The organism is Mesorhizobium sp. WSM4817, from assembly GCF_055811135.1.
On sequence record NZ_JBVVQQ010000016.1, the window covers coordinates 96053 to 116739 of the forward strand.

The following is a 20687-nucleotide window of genomic DNA, read 5'->3' on the forward strand; positions in this document are numbered from 1 at the left end:
GACATCATCTGATCCATCATTTTTCGCCTTTATTCCGCGGCCAACTTCACCCGAAAGTCTGCTCTTGGCTCCTCGACCGCACTCCGGATCTGCAACCGCCAGCCCTTGACGATGCCGTAGACGGCGGGAATCACGACGAGCGTCAGGATCGTCGAAGAAATCATGCCGCCGATCATGGGGACGGCGATGCGCTGCATGACCTCCGATCCGGTTCCCGTGCTCCACAGGATCGGCAGGAGGCCCGCCATGATGGCGACGACGGTCATCATCTTCGGGCGCACCCGTTCCACTGCACCGACCATGATCGCCTCATTGAGATCGATCCTAGTCAAACTCCGCTTCTCGGCCGCACATCTGGCCCTCGCTTCGCTCCACGCGTTGTCGAGGTAGATCAGCATGATGACCCCAGTTTCGGCGGCCACGCCGGCGAGCGCGATGAAGCCCACCGCGACCGCGACCGACATGTTGAAGCCCAGCCACCACATCATCCAGATGCCGCCGACGATTGCGAAGGGCAGCGACAGCATGACGATCAGCGTCTCGGTTAGCGCCCGGAAGTTGAGGTAGAGGAGCAGAAAGATGAGCGCGAGTGTTAGCGGCACGACGATCTTAAGCCGCGCCTGGGCACGTTCGAGATATTCGAACTGCCCGCTCCAGGCGACCGAATAACCGGGCGGCAGTTTTACCTCGGCGGCGACGGCCTGTTGCGCCTCGTTGACATAGCCGCCGAGATCACGGCCAGCGATGTCGACGAAGATGTAGACTGCGAGCTGCCCGTTCTCGGTGCGGATCGAGGTCGCGCCGCGCGTGAGTTCGACCTTGGCCACCTCTCCGAGAGGTACGAAGCCGCCGCCAGGCAGTGCGATCTGCACGTCGCGGGCGATCGCACCGGGATCGCTTCTCAGCGCGCGTGGATAGCGCATGGCGACGCCATAGCGTTCGCGGCCTTCGACCGTGGACGTGATCACCTTTGCGCCGAGCGCCATGGAGATCACGTCCTGCACGTCGCCGATCGACAGGCCGTAGCGTCCGAGGGCTGCCCGGTCGGGCACGATGTCGAGATAGTAACCGCCGATCACCCGCTCGGCATAAGCGCTCGACGTGCCCGGCACCGCCCTGAGTACCGCCTCGATCTGGCGCGCGACATTTTCCATCTCGCCGAGGTCGGTGCCGTAGACCTTGACCCCGACGGGCGTGCGTATGCCCGTCGACAGCATGTCGATGCGGGCGCGGATCGGCATCGTCCAGGCATTCGACACACCCGGAAACTGCAGCGCGGTGTCCATCTCGGTTTTCAGACTTTCCGACGTGACCCCTGGCCGCCACTCCGATTTCGGCTTGAGATTGATGATGGTCTCGAACATCTCGGTCGGCGCAGGGTCGGTCGCGGTCTGCGCCCGGCCCGCCTTGCCGAAGACGGATTCCACCTCGGGGAAGGATTTTATAATCCGGTCCTGCATCTGCATCAGTTCGGCCGCCTTCGTGACCGAAATTCCCGGCAAGGTCGTCGGCATGTACATCAACGTTCCCTCGTCGAGGTTCGGCATGAACTCGCTGCCGAGCTGGCGCGCGGGCCAAACCGTCACTCCAAGGGCGACAATGGCGAGCAGGATCGTGAGCGTCTTTGCCCTCAGCACACTGGCAATGATCGGCCGGTAGAGCCCGATAAGCAGCCTGTTGAGCGGATTTCTGTGCTCCGGCACGATGCGGCCGCGCACCAGCATCACCATCAGAGCGGGCACCAGTGTCACCGAGAGCAGCGCTGCGGCCGCCATGGCGAAGGTTTTGGTGAAGGCGAGCGGACCGAACAGACGGCCTTCCTGGCTTTCAAGCGTGAATATCGGCAGGAACGAGACGGTGATGATGAGCAGGCTGAAGAACAGCGCTGGCCCGACCTCGGCTGCAGCCTTGATCAAAACCTCGATGCGGGGCTTGCCCGGAGGCGCCCGTTCCAGGTGCTTGTGCGCGTTCTCGATCATGACGATCGCCGCGTCGATCATCGCCCCGATGGCGATAGCGATGCCACCGAGGCTCATGATATTGGAGCCGAGGCCAAGCAGCTTCATAGCGGCAAAAGCCATCAGGATGCCGACGGGCAGCATGATGATGGCGACCAATGCGCTCCTCACATGAAGCAGGAACACGATGGTGACGAGGGCTACCACGATGCTCTCCTCCACCAGCGTCGACTTCAGAGTCTCGATCGCAGCCTCGATGAGCTTTGAACGATCGTAGACGGGCACGATCTCGGTACCTTCAGGCAGGCTCCTTTCGATCTCAGCGAGACTTTCCTTAGCGTTCTCGATGACGGTGAGCGCGTTCGCGCCGACCCGCTGCAGCACGATGCCGCTCGCGACCTCGCCCTCGCCGTTCAGTTCGGCGATGCCGCGGCGCTCGTCAGGCACAATCTCGACCTTGGCGACGTCGCCGAGCCTGAGCGGCACGCCGCTGACCGACTTCAACGCGATGCTTTCGATGTCGGACGCACTCTTTAGGTAGCCGCGTCCACGCACCATGAATTCGAACTCGGAGATCTCGACCGTGCGGCCGCCCGTGTCCATGTTGCTGGTACGAACCGCTTCGCCGATTTCCGAAAGCGTCACGCCCTGAGCGCGCATCCGCGAGGGATCGATCACGATCGAGTACTGCTTCACGAAACCGCCGACGCTTGCGACCTCGGACACCCCTTCTGCCTTCGAGACTGCGAAGCGGACCACCCAGTCCTGCAGGGAACGGAGTTCCGCGAGGGACAATTCCTTGGCAACGACGGCGTACTGGTAAACCCAGCCGACGCCTGTCGCGTCCGGTCCGAGTGCTGGAGAAACGCCGTCGGGCAGACGGCTGGCGGCCGCGTTCAGATATTCGAGCACCCGGCTCCGCGCCCAATAGGGATCGGTGCCGTCCTCGAAGATCACGTAGACGAAGGATACGCCGAAGAAGGAGAAACCGCGCACCACCTTCGACCGTGGCACGGTCAGCATAGAGGTCGTCAGCGGATAGGTGACCTGGTCCTCGACGACCTGCGGGCCCTGGCCCGGATAATCGGTGAACACGATGACCTGGACGTCGGAGAGGTCCGGTATGGCATCCAGCGGCAAGGTCTTGACCGCATAGACCCCCGCGGCAGCGGCAAGTGCGGTCGCGAAGAATACGAGGATCAGATTTCGGGCCGACCAGGCAATGAGCTTTGCGGTCATGGCTGCGCCTCCGCAGGCGTCAGCGCGCTGAGCGCGGCCTTCAGGTTGCTTTCGGCATCGATCAGGAAGTTAGCCGAGACAACGACCTTTTCGCCTTCGGCAAGGCCCTCCATGATCTCGGCCATACCGTCGCCTCGCATACCGATCTTCACGTCGCGCGGCTCAAAGCTGCCTTCGCCCTTGTCGACGATCACAACCTGGCGGTCCCCCGTGTCGATGACGGCGCTGTCGGGCACGGCCACGACAGGATCAGTGCCGCCCGTCGCGATCTCCACCTCGGCATACATGTTGGCAAGCAGCAGCCCCCCGGGATTGGGGAGTTCTATGCGAATCCTCGCGGTCCGGGTCTGCCCCTGGATTTCAGGGTAGATCAGACCGACCTTGCCTTCGAACACCTTGCCCGGAAGGCTGCGGATGCGGACGGTCGCCTTGTCCCCGATACGAACCGAACTCAACTCGTATTCCGGCACATCGGCCATTACCCAGAGGGTCGAAACATCGGCGATCCGGAACAGGGTCTGGCCTGCCTCCGCCATCATGCCGTCGACGGCCAAGCGCTCCAGGACAACGCCGCTGCGGGGCGCCATCAGCGTAACCGAGATCGGCACCTTCTTCGTCTTCTCGATCTCAGCAATCGCTTCCGCAGGGACGCCGAGATTTTCCAGACGCTGTAGGCTGCCTGCGACCGCGCCTCCACGCACGTCGCCCTTCAGGTCGGCGGCATAAAGCGCACCTGCCGCGGCGATCTCCTTGGCGTAGAACCGCACCAGCGGCTGGCCTTTTTCAATCGCCGTTCCAGTCGTCACGTCAGCCACTTCCTCAAGGAAAGCCTCGGTGCGAGTCGAGACGACGCTGACGCGGCGCTCGTCCAGCGTGACTGTGCCGGGGACCCGGACCGGACGTTTGATCGCGCCTCTGGTGGCCAGCGCTGTCTTCACGCCTGTCCGTTGCAGCTTTCCTGGCGAGACTTTGACGGTGGAGCCGTCATCCGCTTCACCTTCGAAGACGGGAATGTAGTACATCCCCATGGAATCCTTCTTCGGCACAGGAGACGTGTCCGGCAGGCCCATGGGATTGCGGTAGTAGAGGATCTTCCGGTTGCTCGGCGCCACCGCTTCGCCGCCTACCTTCATCTCGGGGCGAAACTCGAAGCTCACATCCTCGCTTGCCAGAACCGCCACGAAATCCCGGCCATCTTCGGTGCGCTTTGGTGTCGACGAATAGGCGGGATCTCCGTCGGGATGGCGGTAGTAGATGACGTGACCAGAGGGAGCCGGATCGGCAGTCGCCGGCTTCGGTTCCGCGTTGAGCGGGCGCCCGATGGTCGTCTCGATCATTTGCACGATGTCCGAGACGGATAGATCATGTTGTCCGGCCGAGTATCCGCCGGCGCCCGCCCCTGCCGTCAATACGGCGAGGGTCAGGAATGAGCCGAACCTTTTCATTGGACGGCCTTGAATTCCAGGCGGCGCTCGACCGTCTCGGTCTCGCCCTGGACCTTGGCGGCAAGCGAGAATCGCCAGCCGCCCGCCATCGTGAGGTTGGTCTTGAAGCAATAGATGCCGGGCTCCTCGGGCGGCAGCGCCTCGACGGGCGTGCTCATCGCCTCCATTCCGTCCGGAGCCATGTCCATTCTGGTGGCGAACACGACGGCGTTGGCCACCGGGGCGCCTGTCCTCTTGTCGAGGAGCCTGACGGCGACGATGGCGCCGCCCCCTTCCTTGATCTCGTTCTCAACGAGCTGGAATTCGTAGTCCTCTTGCGCTGCTTTGGCCGCTTGGGAAGCGACAATGACGGATGCAAGCGCAAGCATCGCGGTGCGAAATACGAGTTTCGACTTCATGATCGATGTTTCCGACTGACAGTGTCCCGCGCTTGCGCACGGCGTGAGCATGACAAACGCCATGCGAACGGTCCGTGCGGCATTGTTCGCACGGGTCCCGGCGCTAAACGCGCCTATTTGCCAGTCAGGCTTTGGGTGGTCTCGGGGGCGGTTCCCCGATAAGCGAGGGTAGGATCAGGTCTCGGCGGTTCAGGAAGTCGTCTCCGACCGGCGCAAGGAGAAGGAAGGAGAGCGTTCCGGCAATGGAGGCGCTGACCAACCCCGACACGCACAAAACGGCCAACGGACAATCCTTGGCGCACTCCGGCACCATTGGCTTGCCGTCCGGGCAGCAAGGCATGTCGTCCTGCATGATGGACAATGTCGGCCCGGCGACAGCAGCGTTCGAAGACGAAGCTCCCAAAGGTGCAAAGGCCAGCCCGAATACGGCCAGCAGCAAGAGCACCCTTCCGAAACCGAACGAATTCGTCATCGATCACATTTTGGCACAGGAAGCCACCGCGCGATAGTGTTTCCGGGATTTGTGACCTTCTTGTGAAACCATGCACACGCGTCGCCTGCACGGCCTGACAGCATATGACGCGCAAGCAATCGGCGTCGCATGGCCCGCGACCAGGAACATAAATTCGATTCGAATATCGATGCAAGAGATGATAGTCTTCTCCTCAGTCCTCGGGAGGACGAAATGCGCGCCATTGCATTTGTTGCCGGCGTGTTGGCGGCTACGCCCTTGACGGCGGCGGAGCAACTGATCTTCTACACTGCTCATTTTCCTGATGCGACGTCGGTCCAGCTTAGCGTCGTGAACGACACTGTCTTTCATGAGAAAGAGTATGACTTTGAGGTGGCTATCGGTCTGGTCGAGACCGACGCGAAAGGTGCGATCAAATATGTGGATCGCGGAAGCCACCATGCACGGATACGGTGCGCGGCACCGGCCTATATCAGCATTGGCACGCGCAAGTACCCGGTAGGTGCTGCCCTGCGCGACCCGCAACGCAGGGATTGGAAGCAAGATCTCTGGACAGCGTTCTGCGCTGTACCTTCGTCGTGAAACCTTCGATGAATCAGCGCCAGCCAGGGGCGCGGTTCCGTTCAGGCCCGCCGTCAACTTGGTGACTCGGGTTGCCGGACGGATGCTGCCGTGCCCGAAGGTTTCTCGCCGCGCCATTGCCGATTTCCGGATATCCGGACGGCGCCAGCATCGGTCGAGGCAAGATACATTTCACGAGGAAGATAGGCCAGGTCTATCGGGAATCGGCGGCCGCTCAGCGCAACCGCGTTCTTCCATATCCAGGGCCCTGTCAGGGTGCCTTTTTGCGTCTGGGTCAACAGCGCCGAAGAGACGACGAGCGAAGCGCCGAGCTCCTTGGTCAGCGATTCCAGTCGCTCCGCGACGTTGACAGCGTCGCCGATGACAGTGAATTCGTCATGGTAACCGCTCTCGAGCACCCCGCCGATGATGGTCCCGTAGTGAAGGCCTATGCCTACCTGAAAGACCGCCCCATCGGGGTCGCTAAGCGGCTTCCATTCGTTCAAGAGCGCAATCAGTTCCACCGCGCAGGCCAGAGCTCGCTCGGCGTCGTCCTCTGCAGCGGTCGGCTGGCCAAACACCGCCATGACGCCATCGCCGATGAACTTGTCGACCGATCCGCCAAACGCAAATATTGTACCTGCGACCAATCGCCGATACTCCGCCAGCACACCAGCCAGTTGCGAAGCGGGGGTCGTCTCGGCGTAGCTGGTAAAGTCCCGCAGGTCGACAAACATGATCGCGGCGGGACGCCGCTTCAAATCAAGGGCGTTACCCGCCTCCTGCAGGTGCGCGACCACGAGAGGAGAGAAAAAACGCGCCAGATTATGCCGCCACCGATCTATCTTCAGTGCCCTTCTGCGGGTTTGGCTGTGATCCACCGCCAGAAGGCAGGTCGAGATCGCGGCAAACCCGAAGCTCAATGCCAGACCGAGATCAAGGTTGAAGAACGCGTCGAGGAACGTCCCAGGCTCGCCAATCTCGTGGCGGAAAGCCATCAAGCCAAGCATTGTCACCCAGGCCGTCAGGACTATCGCCGAGAAGATGATGATTAGGCGACCGCTCAGGTTCATCCCGATATGGCTCAGAAGGATAAACGGGATAACCAGGCCTGCAGTGGTCAAGCCATGATCGCTGGTGATCGGGGTACCGAGTATGTGCTCGTACAACACACAAGCTACGAAGATCGCATCCAGCACCGCGAAGCAGGTGAGCGGCCGCGTCAAGCGGGAAGCCAGAAACATTCCCGTCAAGAACGTGACGACGATTAAGTAGATTGCCGCTATGGCTGCGTAGATTATCGAGTCGCGGCCAGCGCTACCGATAAGGGTGATTGCGACTGCTGCAAATACAGCCACCATTCGAAGGGATATGAAGCGAATACGCAGGTCGCGGCGAAGCTTTCTGGCGATCTCGTTCAAATTAATGAACAGCTGCCTGACGTTGGCGGTGTGAATGTAAGGCAGCACGTTCATTCTCGAGCAGTCTGTGGAATGCTGGCAAGCAAGCCGCAGGCCGTTGCTCACAGCCCGCGGCGGATGGCGTGCATTTACTTGATCGCTATCACAGTCATGCGCCCGTTGACGCGGTCGGCTGCAAACTCGATTGCTTGACCCGCTTTGACCTTCTCGATCATGCCGTCCTCCGCGACGATGAACACCATCGTCATCGCGGGCATGTCGAGATTGGTCAGCGGCTCATGCTTGATCGTCAGCTTCTTCTGTTTGGCGTCGACCTTGACGACTTCGCCCTTCACGTATTCCTGCGCAAGCGCGCTCCCGCCGATGGCGAGCATGAGCGCGAGGGTCGAGAATGCTCTTATCAATATCTTCATGACTGCTTCCTTTGGGATTTTGGGGGTTAGTGGGCGACGGTGATATCGCCCTTCATGCCGGAATCGTAGTGACCCGGGATCAGGCAGGCGAAGCCGAATTCGCCGGCGTTGGCGAACGTCCAGATGATCTCGCCTCTGGCGCCGGGCGCCAGCCGGATCGAATTGGGATCGGCGTGCTCCATCTCGGGGAATTTCTCCATCAGCGCCTTGTGCTCCATGATCCCGTCATGGACGTCCATGACGAATTCGTGGTCGACTTGGCCCTTGTTGACGAACTCCAGGCGAACGGTCTCGCCCTTCTTCACCTTGAGCACGGCCGGCTGGAACAACATTTTTCCATCGTCCTTCTCCGACATCGAGATGTTGATGGTCCGCTTTGCCTTGCCAGCCTGGCCAGGGCTGCCGATCGGCATCGTGGCGGCCTTGTCGCCATGGCCTCCGGCATGCGTTCCACCGGCAAGAGCTGTTCCCGAACTGACCGCCATCAAAACGGCCGCTGCGATTAAATGTTTCATGCTGCACTTTCTCTCATGGTTGAGGTTGAGGGGTTTCGGTTCTCATCCCTGTTTGCCGTGACCGCCGTGCGCTGCCGGGGCCATCGTTTTTGCGTCGCCTGATTTCGTCGGAGCGGGGACATCCCCCTTCCATTCGTAAGCCACGGTTCCCTCCGGATGCTGGTACCATCCCGGATCGGCGTAATCGTTCGAGGCAAGGCCCTCGCGAACCTTCACGACCGAGAACATGCCGCCCATCTCGATGGCGCCGAATTGGCCCCAGCCGGTCATCATCGGGATCGTGTTGTCGGGAAGCGGCATCTCCATCTCGCCCATGTCGGCCATGCCGCGGTCACCCATTGCCATGTATTCGGGCTGGACCCGGCGGATCTTGTCGGTGACCTTCGAGTTGTCGACGCCGATGTACGTGGGCACGTCGTGGCCCATCGCGTTCATTGTGTGGTGCGACTTATGGCAATGGATTGCCCAGTCGCCCTCATATTTGGCTTCGAACTCATATGCCCGCATGGCGCCGACGGGGATGTCGATCGACACCTCCGGCCACCGCGCCTCCGGCCGGACCCAGCCGCCATCAGTACAGGTCACCTCGAAGTCGTAGCCATGCATGTGGATCGGATGATTGGTCATGGTCAGGTTGCCCACGCGGACCCTGACCCGGTCGTTTTTCGCCACTGGAAGATGGCTGATCCCCGGAAAGACGCGGCTGTTCCATGCCCAGAGATTGAAATCCGTCATCTCCATGATGCGCGGGACGTACGACCCCGGTTCGATGTCGAAGGCATTCAGCAGGAACACGAAATCGCGGTCCACGCGCATGAATTTCGGATCTTTGGGATGAATGACGAAGAAGCCCATCATGCCCATGGCCATCTGGACCATTTCGTCGGCGTGCGGGTGATACATGAATGTGCCGCTCTTCACGAGGTCGAACTCGTAGACGAAGGTCTTGCCTTGCGGGATTCCGGGCTGGGTAAGACCGGTCACTCCGTCCATGCCGTTGGGCAGGATCATGCCGTGCCAATGGATCGTCGTGTGCTCCGGCAGCTTGTTTGTTACGAAGATGCGGACTCGATCGCCCTCGACCGCCTCTATGGTCGGGCCGGGAGATTGACCGTTGTAGCCCCAGAGATAGGCAGTCATGCCGGGCGACATCTCGCGCTCGACCGGCTCGGCGATCAGATGGAACTCCTTCACGCCGTTATTCATGCGATGCGGAAGGGTCCAGCCGTTGAGCGTCACGACCGGCTGGTAGTCGGGTCCGCTCGTCGGGAAGATCGGAGGCTGCATGTCTGGGGACTCCATGATTGGGGCGTCGGGCAGCCCCATCGCCGACGTTTTGGTCCATGCAGTGGCGCCGGCGAGCAGGGCTCCCGCGCCTAGCAACTGACGTCTTGAAAGCATTTTCTTCTCCTTTGTTCAGTGGCCTTCGGCGCCCGCTTCGGCTGCTGCCGGTGCGTCGCCACCTCCGGACGAGCTTGCGCCGCCACCGTGGATGGCGGTTCCGAGATTGACGTCGGCCAGCCAGAAATTGCGCTTCGCGTTGAGGGAAAGCATGATCGAGCTGATCTTCGCGCGTGTGTCCGCCAGCAGCTCGAACGTGTTGGTGATCATGCCGTTGTAGGTGAGGAGCGACTCCGCCTCGATCTTTGTTCGCAGCGGCACGACATTGTTCCGATAGTGCCGAGCAATGTCGTAGGTCGAACGATAGGCGTCATAGGCGGATCTGGCCTCCGACCGGATGTTGACCGCCTTTTCCGCGAACCGGTTTGCGGCTTGCATGTAAGCAAGCTCGGCCTTGCGCATGCGGGCCTTGCCGGTATCGAAAATCGGAATGACGAACTCAAGCTCGAGAGTGGGTGAGACACTGGTCTCCGTTCCGCCCTCCTCCGCCTCTTCACGTTCCACCTCCACGCCGGAAAGCAGTTCCAGATCGCTGACGTAGCGCGTCGCCTCGGTCAGACCATAGGATTTCGCCAGCGCGTCCAGCTCTAGTTTCGCGATCTCAAGGTCGACGCGATTTCTTAGCGCCTCCGCCTCGATTGCGCGTTTGGCCTTGGCGCCTTTGGGCAAGGCTGGAAGCATGTTGGGGACTGAGTAATCGACATCCGGTCCCCATAGACCCATCAGCCGGGTGAGCTCTTCCTTGGCGGTGCGGGCGGCGAGCCGCGCCTCCGCCGCCTGACCGGTGATCTCGGCATAGAAGACGTGTTCGCGGGCTTGGCCGGTCTTTGTGAAGGCGCCCGTCTCTCCAAGTTTTTGAGCGAGTTCGGAGGCAGCATCGGCGGCGGCTTGCGCCTTGCTCAGATAGGAAACGCTCTCCCAGGCCGAGACGGCGTTGATCCAGGCCCGCCGCGTGTCCGCGGCCAGTCGTAACGTTTCTTCGGCGGCGCGGAGCTGGGCCTGACGAAAACGTGCATCCGCGACTGCGATGCGCCGCTTGTGAGTCGCCAGCGCAAGGATGTTGCTGACCACCGCTCCTTCAATCGTCCGCACAGGATCGACGCCGATCATGCCGATCGAGATCGTCGGATTGACGAGCATCGATTCCTGCCACATGTCGGCCGCCGACAGGCCGATCTCGGTGTAGGCGGCCTGCAGGCCCTTGTTGTTGAGCAAGGCGACCTGCACCGCGGTGTCCGGACCGATTGTTTTCTTCTGGACGAGGCTTTTCACGCGCTCTGAAACCGTCCGCGCTTCCTCGCTGGATTGCACCCAGACGGTTTTCTTGCCGGTCACGGATTCGGCACGTGCCGCGACTGTCGTGAAACCAGCCATGGGGGCTGAGATGCCATCAAGGGCCCCGCTTGTCGTGCATCCGGCAGCGATCAGCGGGATGGTTACCATCGCAGCTATGGTCAGGGGCCGGCGCTTCATGATCCGGCTCCCGGGTTCGCAGAGGAGCGTTCTTCATTGAGACGCCGCCAATTCTGCGGGTCGACTGGCTCCCGGTGGCTATAGACGACGACCGGATGGTAGTGCGCATCACGGACGCCCATTGCCGGATCGGCCGGATTGAAGGTGGGAAGGATGTCCGGCGGCGTGGTCGCCGCACATCCGGTAACTAACAGCGATGCGAGCATCGCGGAGCTTGCGATTTTCATTGTAGACCTGAAGCATGACGTATGCGTTTGGCCGCGCGGGAACGGATTCCCGACGCTGCGCGCGAACGCCCGAAGAGGGCGCGTCAGTTCAGATGTGTTTGGGGGGCCTTATCAGCGCTGCGTATTCGCCAAGCGGCAAAGTCACGGCAACGACCGACGCAAAGCAGCGGGAGACAACATGCTCCAAGTCAGGGCATTCGACCGGCACCGCATGTGCCGGTGCACAATGGACTTCGCAGGTTTTGTCAGAGGATTGCTTGTCGCCGTGATGATGCTCCGACGTGTCCGCGTCGTCCGCCGTTGCGCCGTGATGGCCCATATCGTGTGCGGGTGTCTCGGCCTGGAGATCCACCCCGGCCTGAATATCCGCCCCGGCATGAAAACCCGTGGCATTGGCTGCGGCGAACAGACCAGGCTGAAGAGCCGACACGACCAGGAACACGACCGCCAGCATTGCTCGGAGCGGTATGCTTCCTAGGATCGTAGTTCGACCAAGAGTCCTCATCGCACCCTTCCGACAATTGTTCGTCTGATTTGTCAAGGTCGCCGCGGCCGCTTTGTTGCATTGCAACCAAAAAGTGAACGCAACGCCTGCTGCGATGTCCGCGATTTCGGTTTTACATCAGGCCCAGCACCGCTCCGGCGACAACCAGATAACGCGAAACCTTCGCGAGGGCGACGATTAAGACAAAGCTCCATAGCGGCTCGCGCAAAACCCCAGCGACCATGGTCAGTGGATCGCCGACGATCGGCATCCAGCTTAACAGGAGCGACCACCTTCCATAACGGCGATACCAGTTCGTGGCGCGGTTGAGCGTCGCGGGACGCAGCGGAAACCAGGGCCTGTCCCGGAAGCGTTCGATCCCTCGACCAAGACCCCAGTTCACCACAGAACCCAGGACGTTGCCCAGGCTGGCGACAAGAACCAGCATTGCGGGCGAGAACGAATCCATGGCGAGGAGCCCTGCAAGGGCGGCCTCCGACTGCGCCGGGAGGATGGTCGCCGCAGCGAAGGCAAGGGCAAACAGGCCGCCGTAGATGGCAAGGATATCCATCTACGTTTCGCCTTGCGGAGCGGGCTTCAGGGTTGCACATCGATTACGACCATCAGTCCGCCACCGCCCTTCTCTTCGACATTGTTGTTGGTCGTATGGTGCCCGATATGGCAATGGATCAGCCATTTTCCGGGCCGACGTGCCCGCCAGACGACATCGTAGCGTTGCCCTGGTCCGACGTTGACTGTGTCGGCAAGGAATCGTGCCGACGCCGGGATGGTCTCGCCGTCGCGGGCGACAACTTCGAAGGGACCGCCGTGGATGTGCATAGGGTGGATAAACCCATTATTGGTGCCGATGAAGCGGACCTTCAGAGTTTCGCCGACCTTCATCCTGATCGTGTCCGTCGACGGATAGGCGCGGCCGTTGATGGTGAAATAATTCGGCTGCCCGCCGTCCATCGGCATCGACGGAAAAGTCAGGCCCTCCCGCATCAGCCATTCCTGAAGCTGGATAACATAGTCGTGGTCTGCCGCAATCTCGTCCTGGGGATTGGCGGGATCGATGATGAGTGCACCGTAGAGTCCGAGCGCCTGCTGGCGATCGACGTGGTCATGCGAGTGATAGAAGTAGGTTCCCGATTGGCCTGCCGTAAATTCGTATCGGTAGCTGCCGCCGGGCGGGATCGGCTCCTGCGTGATCTCGGCCGGGCCGTCCATTTCGTTCGGCAGGATCAACCCGTGCCAATGGATGGTCGTACTCTCCGGCAGGCGATTCGTGACGTTGATGCGCACCCGGTCGCCTTGCCGGATATGCAGCCGTGGGCCGGGAACCTGGCCGTTGATCGCATAGGCGTCGACTTTCACGTCCGGCAAGATCGCCCAGCGGATGACCGAGGTTTCCAGGTCGAACACCTTTACCCCGTTCTCCATCCTGGCTTCCAGTTCCCGGTCGCCGCGAACCTCCAAGCCATGGCTGGCCGTGATCAGGCGAGGATGCACGGCGGCCATGTCCAGCATCGCTGCAGCCGGCGTGTCGCGGTCCATGATCATGCCGGGCGGCATGATGGCGCCGCCTACGTCTCGCGCGCTGAGGGTGAGGTTCACCCAGTTGGCCGGAGCGATCATGCCGAGCGCCAGCGCGAGTACGGACACGCCGCCGAAGGCCGCGAGTTGCGGCACAGTTGCATCCGGTTCCATACCGTTGTGACCGCCATGCGAACCACGCAACCCTCCTCCCCCATCGCCGTGGGAGGAGCCATGGCCGGATCCATGATGGCCAGGCCCGGGATTGCCGCCTGGGTTGGCATGTCTGGGCTTGGCATGTTCATCGAGGCGCGCGTAAGCGTGTTGCCCCACCATCCCGGCTTTCGCGCCGCTATGTGCGTGCTCGCGCCTGCCTTCCCTTGCCTTGTCGAGCTCCGGTTCGCGTTCGGTCATCAGCCCGTGCTTCAGTCCACGGGCCACCATCCATATGTTGGCGGGATATGCGGTGACGAATCCAACGATCACGCCGAACGACATCACGCCCCAGAACAGGAGCTCGGTCGGTTCCATGGCCCGCATGTCGCTGCCCATCATCAGGAAGCTCATGATCGGCGCCATGCCCGCCATCATGAAATTCATGCTGATGAATTCCGGCATGAAGCTCTTGCGGACATTCTCCCAGTAGGTGCCGCCCATCATCGATTTCATGAACAGCGACTGGAAGATGAACAGGCCGAATGCGAAACCGGCAACGTACTCGACAACAAGATCGATCCACATCGGCAGCCCGAGAGCGGCGGTGATTGCCGCAGCAAGGATGATCCCGGTGGCGTCTCCGGCGACGCAGTGGATCGTCGAGCCGACGCCTTGCTTCCAGAGCGGTTTGGTGAACGCCTCATGTTCGCCTGGCCGAGGCTCCTTGTCGGCCAGCACGTAGATCAGCAGCCCCAGCGGCCCCATATAAAGCGTGACCAGGATGAAACCCCATTTCATCACCACGGGTTCGGGGTTGTTGCGGAACTGGTCCCACGCAACATAGGCCGTGCTCAGGCCCGCCAGAACGAACCAGACTGCGAGGAAGTAGTCGACGGGCTGTACGAACATTGCAGGATTCCTGTCGATTGTCGTCAATGTCACCTAGTCCGGCATCGGGTGAAGTCGATGCCTTGCCTACTGCCGTTTCTCCCTGAACTTGGCGTGGCAGTTCGTGCAGTTCTGCAGCATCAGATGGAATACGTGTTCGGCTGGGATCTTCGAAGGATCGGAATCGGCCGCGCCGCCAGCCCGTTTTCCGAGCAGGCTGCTGCCCATTGCCATTCCGGGTTTCATCCTCATGGCTTCCGTAATGCCTTCGGGCGCATCGTCAGCCGCATCTGACAGCGCCGCAGCCAGGCTTTCGAGATGGCGAGCGAGCGCGGCGAATTCTTCTTGGGACTGACCGATATCCGCCTTAGCGGCCGAGGGTTCGCCAAGCGAGCCCGCTGGAAATGCGTCCACCATGGCACTCCCGGACCGGCGGCGAATGGTTTCGGTTGCCGCCTTGAAGGCTGCGGCATCGTAGGCCACCTTGCCGGCAAAAATTTCGGAGATGGTCTTGGCGGCGCTCGCCATCGCCTTCATCGACGCTTGGCGCTCGGCGACGACTGGGGCGACGGCTGTCTTCGGGAGCGCCGTCCCGGCGGCGATCCCGGCGATGACAAGGACTGCTGCAATGATGGGGACGCGCCTCACTGAACCGTGCCGTGTCCAGCAAGCCCGTCGATGATCGGGCAATCAGGTCGGTCATCGCCGTTGCAATGGTCGGCCAGATGCCGAAGCATGTCCCGCAGCCCGGCGAGTTCCGCAAGTTTCCGGTCGATTTCGGCGAGCTTGGCTTCCGCTATGGCCTTCACATCCGCGCTCTCGCGCTCCTTGTCGCGGTAGAGCGAAAGGAGTTGTCGGCATTCCTCCACAGAGAAGCCAAGGCTTCGGGACCGCTGCAGGAAGCGCAGGCGATGCACGTCGGCCGTCGAATAATCCCTGTACCCTTTTCGGCACGATCAGGCCTAAGAAGACCGATGTCTTCGTAGTATCGGATGGTCTTTGGCGGCAGGCCGGACTTTTCTGCGGCAGTTCCTATGTTCATGGTCTGACCTCAAAGCTTCAAGGAACGAAGTCGCAGCGCGTTTCCGATCACGGAAACCGACGAAAGGCTCATTGCCGCTGCCGCGATCATCGGTGACAGCAGCGTGCCGAAGATCGGGTAGAGGATGCCCGCCGCTACCGGCACGCCGAGTGCGTTGTAGACGAAGGCGAAGAACAGGTTCTGCTTGATGTTACGGATCGTCGCCTGCGACAGCCGCCGCGCCCGGACGATGCCGTTGAGGTCGCCCTTGACCAGCGTGATGCCGGCGCTCTCGACCGCAACATCGGCGCCGGTTCCCATGGCGATGCCGACATCGGCCGCCGCCAGCGCCGGTGCGTCGTTGACGCCGTCGCCGGCCATCGCGACGCCCGCGCCCTTCGCATGCAGTTCGTCGATCAGCGCCTTCTTGCTCTCCGGCAGCATGTCGGCGCGCACCTCGTCGATGCCGAGCTTCGCCGCCACCGCTTTCGCTGTGCGCTCGTTGTCGCCCGTCGCCATGATGATCCTGAGTCCGCTGTCATGCAGGGCGCGGATCGCTTCCACCGTCGTCGCCTTGATCGGATCGGCCACGGCGACGAAACCGGCAAGCCTGCCGTCGGCCGCGACGAACATCACCGTCTTGCCGTCGGAACGCAGCGCGTCGGCACGCTCCTTCGCCACCTCCAGGCCGATGCCCAGATCGTCCATCAGCGCCTGATTGCCGAGCGAAACGGCGCGGCCCTTGACCGTTCCCGTGACGCCCTTGCCCGTGACGGCCTCGAAATCCGCTGCGTCTTCGACGGTCGCGCCGCGCTCCCGCGCGCCATCGACGATCGCCTCGGCAAGCGGGTGCTCCGAACCCTTCTCTAGGCTGGCGGCAAGGCCGAGAAGTTCGGCCTCGTCAAAGCCATCGAACCCGACAACGTCGGTCAACTTGGGCTTGCCCTCGGTCAGCGTGCCGGTCTTGTCGACGATCAGCGTGTCGACCTTGGAGAAGCGCTCCAGCGCTTCGGCCTCCTTGATCAGCACGCCAGCCTGCGCGCCGCGTCCCGTGGCGGTCATAATCGACATTGGCGTCGCTAACCCAAGCGCGCAGGGACAGGCGATGATCAGCACCGAGACGGCCGAAACGATGGCGAAGACCATGCTCGGCTGAGGCCCATAGATGGCCCAGACGATGAAGGCGACGATGGCGACCAGAACGACAGTAGGCACGAAGTAATAGGAGACGCGGTCGGCAAGTCCCTGGATGGGCGCTCTGCTGCGCTGCGCCTTGGCAACCATTTCGACGATGCGCGACAGCATCGTATCGGCGCCGACCTTTTCGGCGCGCATGACCAGCGTTCCGTTCTTGTTGAGCGTGCCGCCGGTCACAAAGTCGCCTTGCGTCTTCTCGACGGGGACAGGTTCGCCGCTCAGCATCGATTCGTCGACCGAGGAGCGGCCTTCGAGCACCGTGCCGTCGACCGGCACACTGTCGCCGGGCCGCACGCGGAGCCGCTCGCCGGCCTGCACTTCCTCGAGCGGCACATCCGTCTCAGAACCGTCCGCCCCGATCCGCCGTGCCGTCTTCGGCGCCAGGTCGAGCAGTGCGCGGATGGCGGAGCCAGTGCGCTCCCTTGCCTTCAACTCCAGCACCTGGCCGAGAAAGACCAGCGCAACGATCACCGCGGCTGCCTCGAAATAGACCGGGACCGTGCCGCCATGGCCGCGGAACTGGTGCGGGAAGATATCCGGGAACAACGTCGCCACGACGCTGTAGACATACGCCGTGCCGACGCCGATCGAGATCAGCGTCCACATGTTCGGACTGCGGTTGACGATCGACTCCCAGCCGCGATGGAAGAAGGGGGTGGCCGCCCAGAGCACCACCGGCGTCGCCAGCGCCAACTCGATCCAGGCTGCCGGCCGCTCACCCAGCCAGTCGCGGAACGGCAGGCCCAGCATCGGTCCCATGGTGATCAGAAGCAGCGGGATCGACAGGACGGCACTTACCCAAAAGCGGCGGGTGAAATCGACCAGCTCCGGATTGGGACCTTCGTCGCCGGTCGGCACACCCATCGGCTCCAGCGCCATGCCGCAGATCGGGCAAGCGCCGGGCTTGTCGCGGACGACCTCGGGATGCATCGGGCAGGTATATTGCGTGCCCTTCGGCATCGGTTCCGGCGCCGGCTGGCCGCTCAGATATTTTCCGGGGTCGGCGTCGAACTTGGCCTTGCAACCAGGCGAGCAGAAGTAGAAACCCTTAGCTTCGTGGCGCACGAAGTGTTTTGCCGTGGCCCGCTCGACTTTCATGCCGCAAACCGGATCGGTCGCCGTCAGAAAGGCTTCCGGCTCCTTCAAGAATTTCGTCCGGCAGCCTTCCGAACAGAAATGATAATTGTGGCCGTTGAAGGTCGCCGACGGCTTTCCCGCCGCCGTATCGACTGTCATGCCGCACACAGGGTCGCGGGTGACGGCGACCGACGTAGCAGCCGGCGGGCGTGAGGAACAGCACGAGCCATGGGAGGCGCCAGCGTGGGCGGCATCATGGTGATGGTTGGTCATGGAGCACTCCTAAACAGGCAACTCCGCTACCTACTACGGTTTCCAGTTACTGGAAGGTCAAGTGGTTTTCTGCGAAATTATTCCGCCTTCTGCTGCCACGGCCCGCGTCTCCGAGGTTTGCCGCAGGGGGCTGCAGCTTTCGCTTACACTGAGGTTTCGAGATAGACGTCTCTTCGCTCGCCGCTGAGCGTTGGAATCGCCGGCGCTAGGCGGCGACCCTGACAGGCTCGAAATCTATATCGAGAACCGCCTCGAGCTGCCGGTCCATGAAACGCTCCGGTATGCTCTTTACCAGCAAGTTGCGTAGCGGGACGACAAGCGCGTTCTTCGATTGCGCAACTTTGGCATAGAGGCGTGATTCAGCCGCGACCCTATGTGCCCTGTCGAGACGGCGTTTGTCATACTCGCGGATGGCCAGGTCGGTCGGAAGCCGCCCGAACAACGCTGCAAGAACGGCCGCGTCTTCGATCGCAAGTCCGGCTCCTTGTCCCAGATCGGGCGTCACCGCATGCGCGGCGTCGCCAAGCAAAACCGCCCTTCCGTGCGTAAACGACGGCATTGGATCGAGATCGAGTATATCCGTCCAGATCAGCGCGTCCGCCGGTGTCCGATCAAGGACCTCCGGGACTGGCTCGTGAAATCCGGAAAACATCGCCTGCACTTCTGCAAGATCGGCCTGAGCCAGCTTGGGGTCGTCCCGGTGATTCGCGCCACAGCAAGCAAACCAGTAGACCCTTTCGCCGGGGATCGCGGCCAGGCCGATGCGTTTTCCGGCCCCCCAGCTTTCGGTAAGACGCGTCGGGTCCATTCCTTGCGGGAAACCGGGCGCGATTGCGCGCCAGCAGGTGTAGCGGGCGAAATGCTCGCGCGACTGCGGAAACAGCGCCCTACGAACCGCGGAGTGAATGCCATCGCAAGCGAGCACCAGCTCGCTTTGCACAATCTCCCCATTTGCGAAGCGCAGGGCAATATTCTTACCAACCTGCCGTGCATTCACGCATTCCATGTCGGTGCGGATGACAGAACGCGGTAGTCCGAAAGAAGGGCCTTGTGGAGATCGCCACGGTGCAGCACGGCCATGCTGAGGTGACCATATTGCTGACTGAAGCGCTGAAAATCCGTGGATTGGAGAACTTGTCCCTTGTCGTCGAGAAGGTCGAGTCTGTGTATTGGCTGCGCCTCGGTCACAACCGCTTCATATAGGCCGAGCGTACGAAGGGCACGAAGCGCATTGGCGCTGAGACTGAGACCCGCACCGAGTGGTTTCAGCTCGCTCGCCTGCTCGTAAATCTCGGTCTCCCATCCGAGGAGGCGCAGGCCCTTGGCAACTGCAAGTCCGGCGATGCCTGCACCAATGATGACTGCGCGCATGTTCACGCTCCCTTTCGCCTTTGCCACGCGGCAAAACACTTTGCGAGACCAAAGTGTTCCCGAGGAAACATGCGGCTAACGCCTTCTCCAATTTCACTCGAAGGGAGGTCTGCGGTGTGGCGTAACCGACGCCCTGGAGCTCTGATGATCGCGTCCGAGATTCGCGAAACCGTGTTACAGGCGTTAAATAACTTCGCATGGACAGGGATATGAGCCAGACGCAGAGTTCCGCCGGCGGTTCGGCTACGGTGGCATTCATCGATCTTGCGGGCTTTAGCGCCATCGCGGACGTTTATGGAGATGCAGCGGCAATCGATGTGCTCGAGATTTTCGAGAGCATGGTCCGCGAGGCGCTTGCTGGCTACGAGCCTCCGATCAAGTGGATCGGAGATGAAGAGCGATGCTCTCGTTTCCGGAGCCAGAGTTAGCGATCCAGGCGCTTGGAACGCTGTTGCAGGCATGCCGGGAAGAACCGCGCCTTCCGCTCACCCGGTCGGCGCTGAACCATGGACCGGTCATCCGCAGGGCAGGTGATCTGTTTGGATCGACCGTCAACATAGCGGCACGTATTGCTGCGCTTGCGTCCCCCGGTCAATTGCTTGCGACTCAACCCATTGCCGACGCCGCTGCCGCCAAAGGCATCTTGGTGCGGGATCTTGGAGAGGTGGCGCTGCGGTCGGTAGCTGATGAAATCCCTCTTTACGAGATCGAACTTGCCCACTCGCCTGACCCGGCCTGGATCGATCCAGTGTGCAAGATGCATGCTCCGTATGCATCCTATCGACGGGCCGCCCCAGAAGGGCCATGGTTTTGTTCGCCGCGTTGTGAAGAGGCATATCGGAGGTCGCCGCAGGCCTATCCACTGGCTCGATGACACGGCTCCCCTAGCTGCCCTGGCGCCCCCTCTCAGTCTATACTCATTGCGCAGGTGAGATATGCTACGGTGCCGGAAGTCGCCGCAGCATGATCCGCTGCCACAAGTGGCACATTGGTGCCGATGAAGCGCACTTTCAGAGTTTCGCCGACTTTCATCCTGATCGTGTCCGTCGAAGGATAGGCGCGGCCGTTGATGGTGAAATAATTCGGCTGTCCGCCGGCGGAAACCACGCGACGATCCTTCCAGCTGCTGGAAGTTCAAGAGTTGCCGTCTAGCCATGGCCA

General features: G+C 61.6%; 20 protein-coding genes and 1 pseudogene. 3 read left to right on the top strand and 18 right to left on the bottom strand.

Annotated elements, in window-relative coordinates; genetic code table 11:
- Positions 1–29: 29 nt before the first annotated feature.
- From AC0L2K_RS21635 to AC0L2K_RS21645, 3 genes are read right to left on the bottom strand one after another with little or no spacing between them, the layout of a single operon-like run.
- Complete coding sequence (locus AC0L2K_RS21635) at positions 30–3197, bottom strand: efflux RND transporter permease subunit (protein ID WP_473532271.1); 3168 nt, start codon at positions 3195–3197, stop codon at positions 30–32.
- Positions 3194–4642 carry an efflux RND transporter periplasmic adaptor subunit gene (locus AC0L2K_RS21640; protein ID WP_473532272.1) on the bottom strand — a complete coding sequence of 483 codons (1449 nt, stop codon included), beginning with the start codon at positions 4640–4642 and terminating at the stop codon, positions 3194–3196. The genes AC0L2K_RS21635 and AC0L2K_RS21640 overlap by 4 nt, the downstream gene beginning before the upstream one ends.
- Positions 4639–5040 (bottom strand): FixH family protein, encoded by a 402-nt coding sequence (locus tag AC0L2K_RS21645; RefSeq protein WP_473532273.1) that lies wholly within the window; start codon positions 5038–5040, stop codon positions 4639–4641. Before AC0L2K_RS21645 ends, AC0L2K_RS21640 begins: the two co-directional genes overlap by 4 nt.
- A gap of 242 nt (positions 5041–5282) precedes the next feature.
- On the opposite strand from AC0L2K_RS21645, the gene AC0L2K_RS21650 reads away from it, so the two are divergent.
- Both AC0L2K_RS21650 and AC0L2K_RS21655 read left to right on the top strand, forming a co-directional pair.
- Positions 5283–5549: a hypothetical protein gene (locus tag AC0L2K_RS21650; protein ID WP_128168197.1), complete on the top strand. Its 267-nt coding sequence runs from the start codon at positions 5283–5285 to the stop codon at positions 5547–5549.
- Between the two features lie 92 nt (positions 5550–5641).
- On the top strand, positions 5642–6094 hold the full coding sequence (locus AC0L2K_RS21655; RefSeq protein ID WP_473532274.1) for a hypothetical protein: 453 nt from the start codon (positions 5642–5644) through the stop codon (positions 6092–6094).
- 53 nt (positions 6095–6147) lie between these two features.
- Here AC0L2K_RS21655 and AC0L2K_RS21660 read toward each other — a convergent pair whose 3' ends face one another.
- The 13 genes and pseudogenes from AC0L2K_RS21660 to AC0L2K_RS21720 all read right to left on the bottom strand — a co-directional run bounded on the left by AC0L2K_RS21660 (position 6148) and on the right by AC0L2K_RS21720 (position 19526).
- Complete coding sequence (locus AC0L2K_RS21660; protein WP_473532275.1) at positions 6148–7548, bottom strand: adenylate/guanylate cyclase domain-containing protein; 1401 nt, start codon at positions 7546–7548, stop codon at positions 6148–6150.
- Between the two features lie 74 nt (positions 7549–7622).
- Entirely contained in the window at positions 7623–7907 is a 285-nt protein-coding gene (locus tag AC0L2K_RS21665; protein ID WP_473532276.1) for a copper-binding protein, read from the bottom strand.
- A 26-nt stretch (positions 7908–7933) separates the two neighbouring features.
- Entirely contained in the window at positions 7934–8422 is a 489-nt protein-coding gene (locus tag AC0L2K_RS21670; RefSeq protein ID WP_473532277.1) for a cupredoxin domain-containing protein, read from the bottom strand.
- Positions 8423–8464: 42 nt separating this feature from the next.
- Positions 8465–9823: a multicopper oxidase family protein gene (locus AC0L2K_RS21675; RefSeq protein WP_473532278.1), complete on the bottom strand. Its 1359-nt coding sequence runs from the start codon at positions 9821–9823 to the stop codon at positions 8465–8467.
- Positions 9824–9838: 15 nt separating this feature from the next.
- Positions 9839–11296, bottom strand: a complete 1458-nt coding sequence (locus AC0L2K_RS21680; protein ID WP_473532279.1) for a TolC family protein — start codon at positions 11294–11296, stop codon at positions 9839–9841.
- A gap of 315 nt (positions 11297–11611) precedes the next feature.
- The gene (locus AC0L2K_RS21685; RefSeq protein ID WP_128168191.1) at positions 11612–11977 is read right to left on the bottom strand and encodes a hypothetical protein; all 366 of its coding nucleotides are present in this window, start codon (positions 11975–11977) and stop codon (positions 11612–11614) included.
- A 163-nt stretch (positions 11978–12140) separates the two neighbouring features.
- Positions 12141–12578 (bottom strand): YqaA family protein, encoded by a 438-nt coding sequence (locus AC0L2K_RS21690; protein ID WP_287260320.1) that lies wholly within the window; start codon positions 12576–12578, stop codon positions 12141–12143.
- A gap of 26 nt (positions 12579–12604) precedes the next feature.
- Positions 12605–14608, bottom strand: coding sequence for a multicopper oxidase domain-containing protein (locus AC0L2K_RS21695; RefSeq protein ID WP_287376507.1), 2004 nt, complete (start codon positions 14606–14608; stop codon positions 12605–12607).
- 66 nt (positions 14609–14674) lie between these two features.
- Positions 14675–15235 carry a cytochrome c gene (locus AC0L2K_RS21700; RefSeq protein ID WP_473532280.1) on the bottom strand — a complete coding sequence of 187 codons (561 nt, stop codon included), beginning with the start codon at positions 15233–15235 and terminating at the stop codon, positions 14675–14677.
- Positions 15232–15629: pseudogene (gene cueR / locus AC0L2K_RS21705) on the bottom strand (Cu(I)-responsive transcriptional regulator). The gene AC0L2K_RS21700 and the pseudogene cueR overlap by 4 nt, the downstream one beginning before the upstream one ends.
- Positions 15630–15638: 9 nt before the next feature.
- Positions 15639–18155, bottom strand: a complete 2517-nt coding sequence (locus tag AC0L2K_RS21710; RefSeq protein WP_473532281.1) for a heavy metal translocating P-type ATPase — start codon at positions 18153–18155, stop codon at positions 15639–15641.
- Positions 18156–18360: 205 nt separating this feature from the next.
- A complete protein-coding gene (locus AC0L2K_RS21715; RefSeq protein WP_473532282.1) occupies positions 18361–19152 on the bottom strand; it encodes an FAD-dependent monooxygenase in 792 nt (263 codons plus the stop codon).
- Positions 19149–19526 carry an FAD-dependent oxidoreductase gene (locus tag AC0L2K_RS21720; protein WP_473532283.1) on the bottom strand — a complete coding sequence of 126 codons (378 nt, stop codon included), beginning with the start codon at positions 19524–19526 and terminating at the stop codon, positions 19149–19151. The genes AC0L2K_RS21715 and AC0L2K_RS21720 overlap by 4 nt, the downstream gene beginning before the upstream one ends.
- A 209-nt stretch (positions 19527–19735) precedes the next feature.
- Between AC0L2K_RS21720 and AC0L2K_RS21725 the strand changes: the two genes are divergently transcribed.
- Positions 19736–19954 carry a hypothetical protein gene (locus tag AC0L2K_RS21725; RefSeq protein ID WP_473532210.1) on the top strand — a complete coding sequence of 73 codons (219 nt, stop codon included), beginning with the start codon at positions 19736–19738 and terminating at the stop codon, positions 19952–19954.
- Here the strand turns inward: AC0L2K_RS21725 and AC0L2K_RS21730 are convergent.
- Together AC0L2K_RS21730 and AC0L2K_RS21735 are read right to left on the bottom strand one after the other, a co-directional pair.
- Positions 19951–20289 carry a hypothetical protein gene (locus AC0L2K_RS21730; RefSeq protein ID WP_473532284.1) on the bottom strand — a complete coding sequence of 113 codons (339 nt, stop codon included), beginning with the start codon at positions 20287–20289 and terminating at the stop codon, positions 19951–19953. The genes AC0L2K_RS21725 and AC0L2K_RS21730 overlap by 4 nt on opposite strands.
- A 143-nt stretch (positions 20290–20432) precedes the next feature.
- A complete protein-coding gene (locus tag AC0L2K_RS21735) occupies positions 20433–20633 on the bottom strand; it encodes a cupredoxin domain-containing protein (RefSeq protein WP_236391754.1) in 201 nt (66 codons plus the stop codon).
- Positions 20634–20687: the final 54 nt, after the last annotated feature.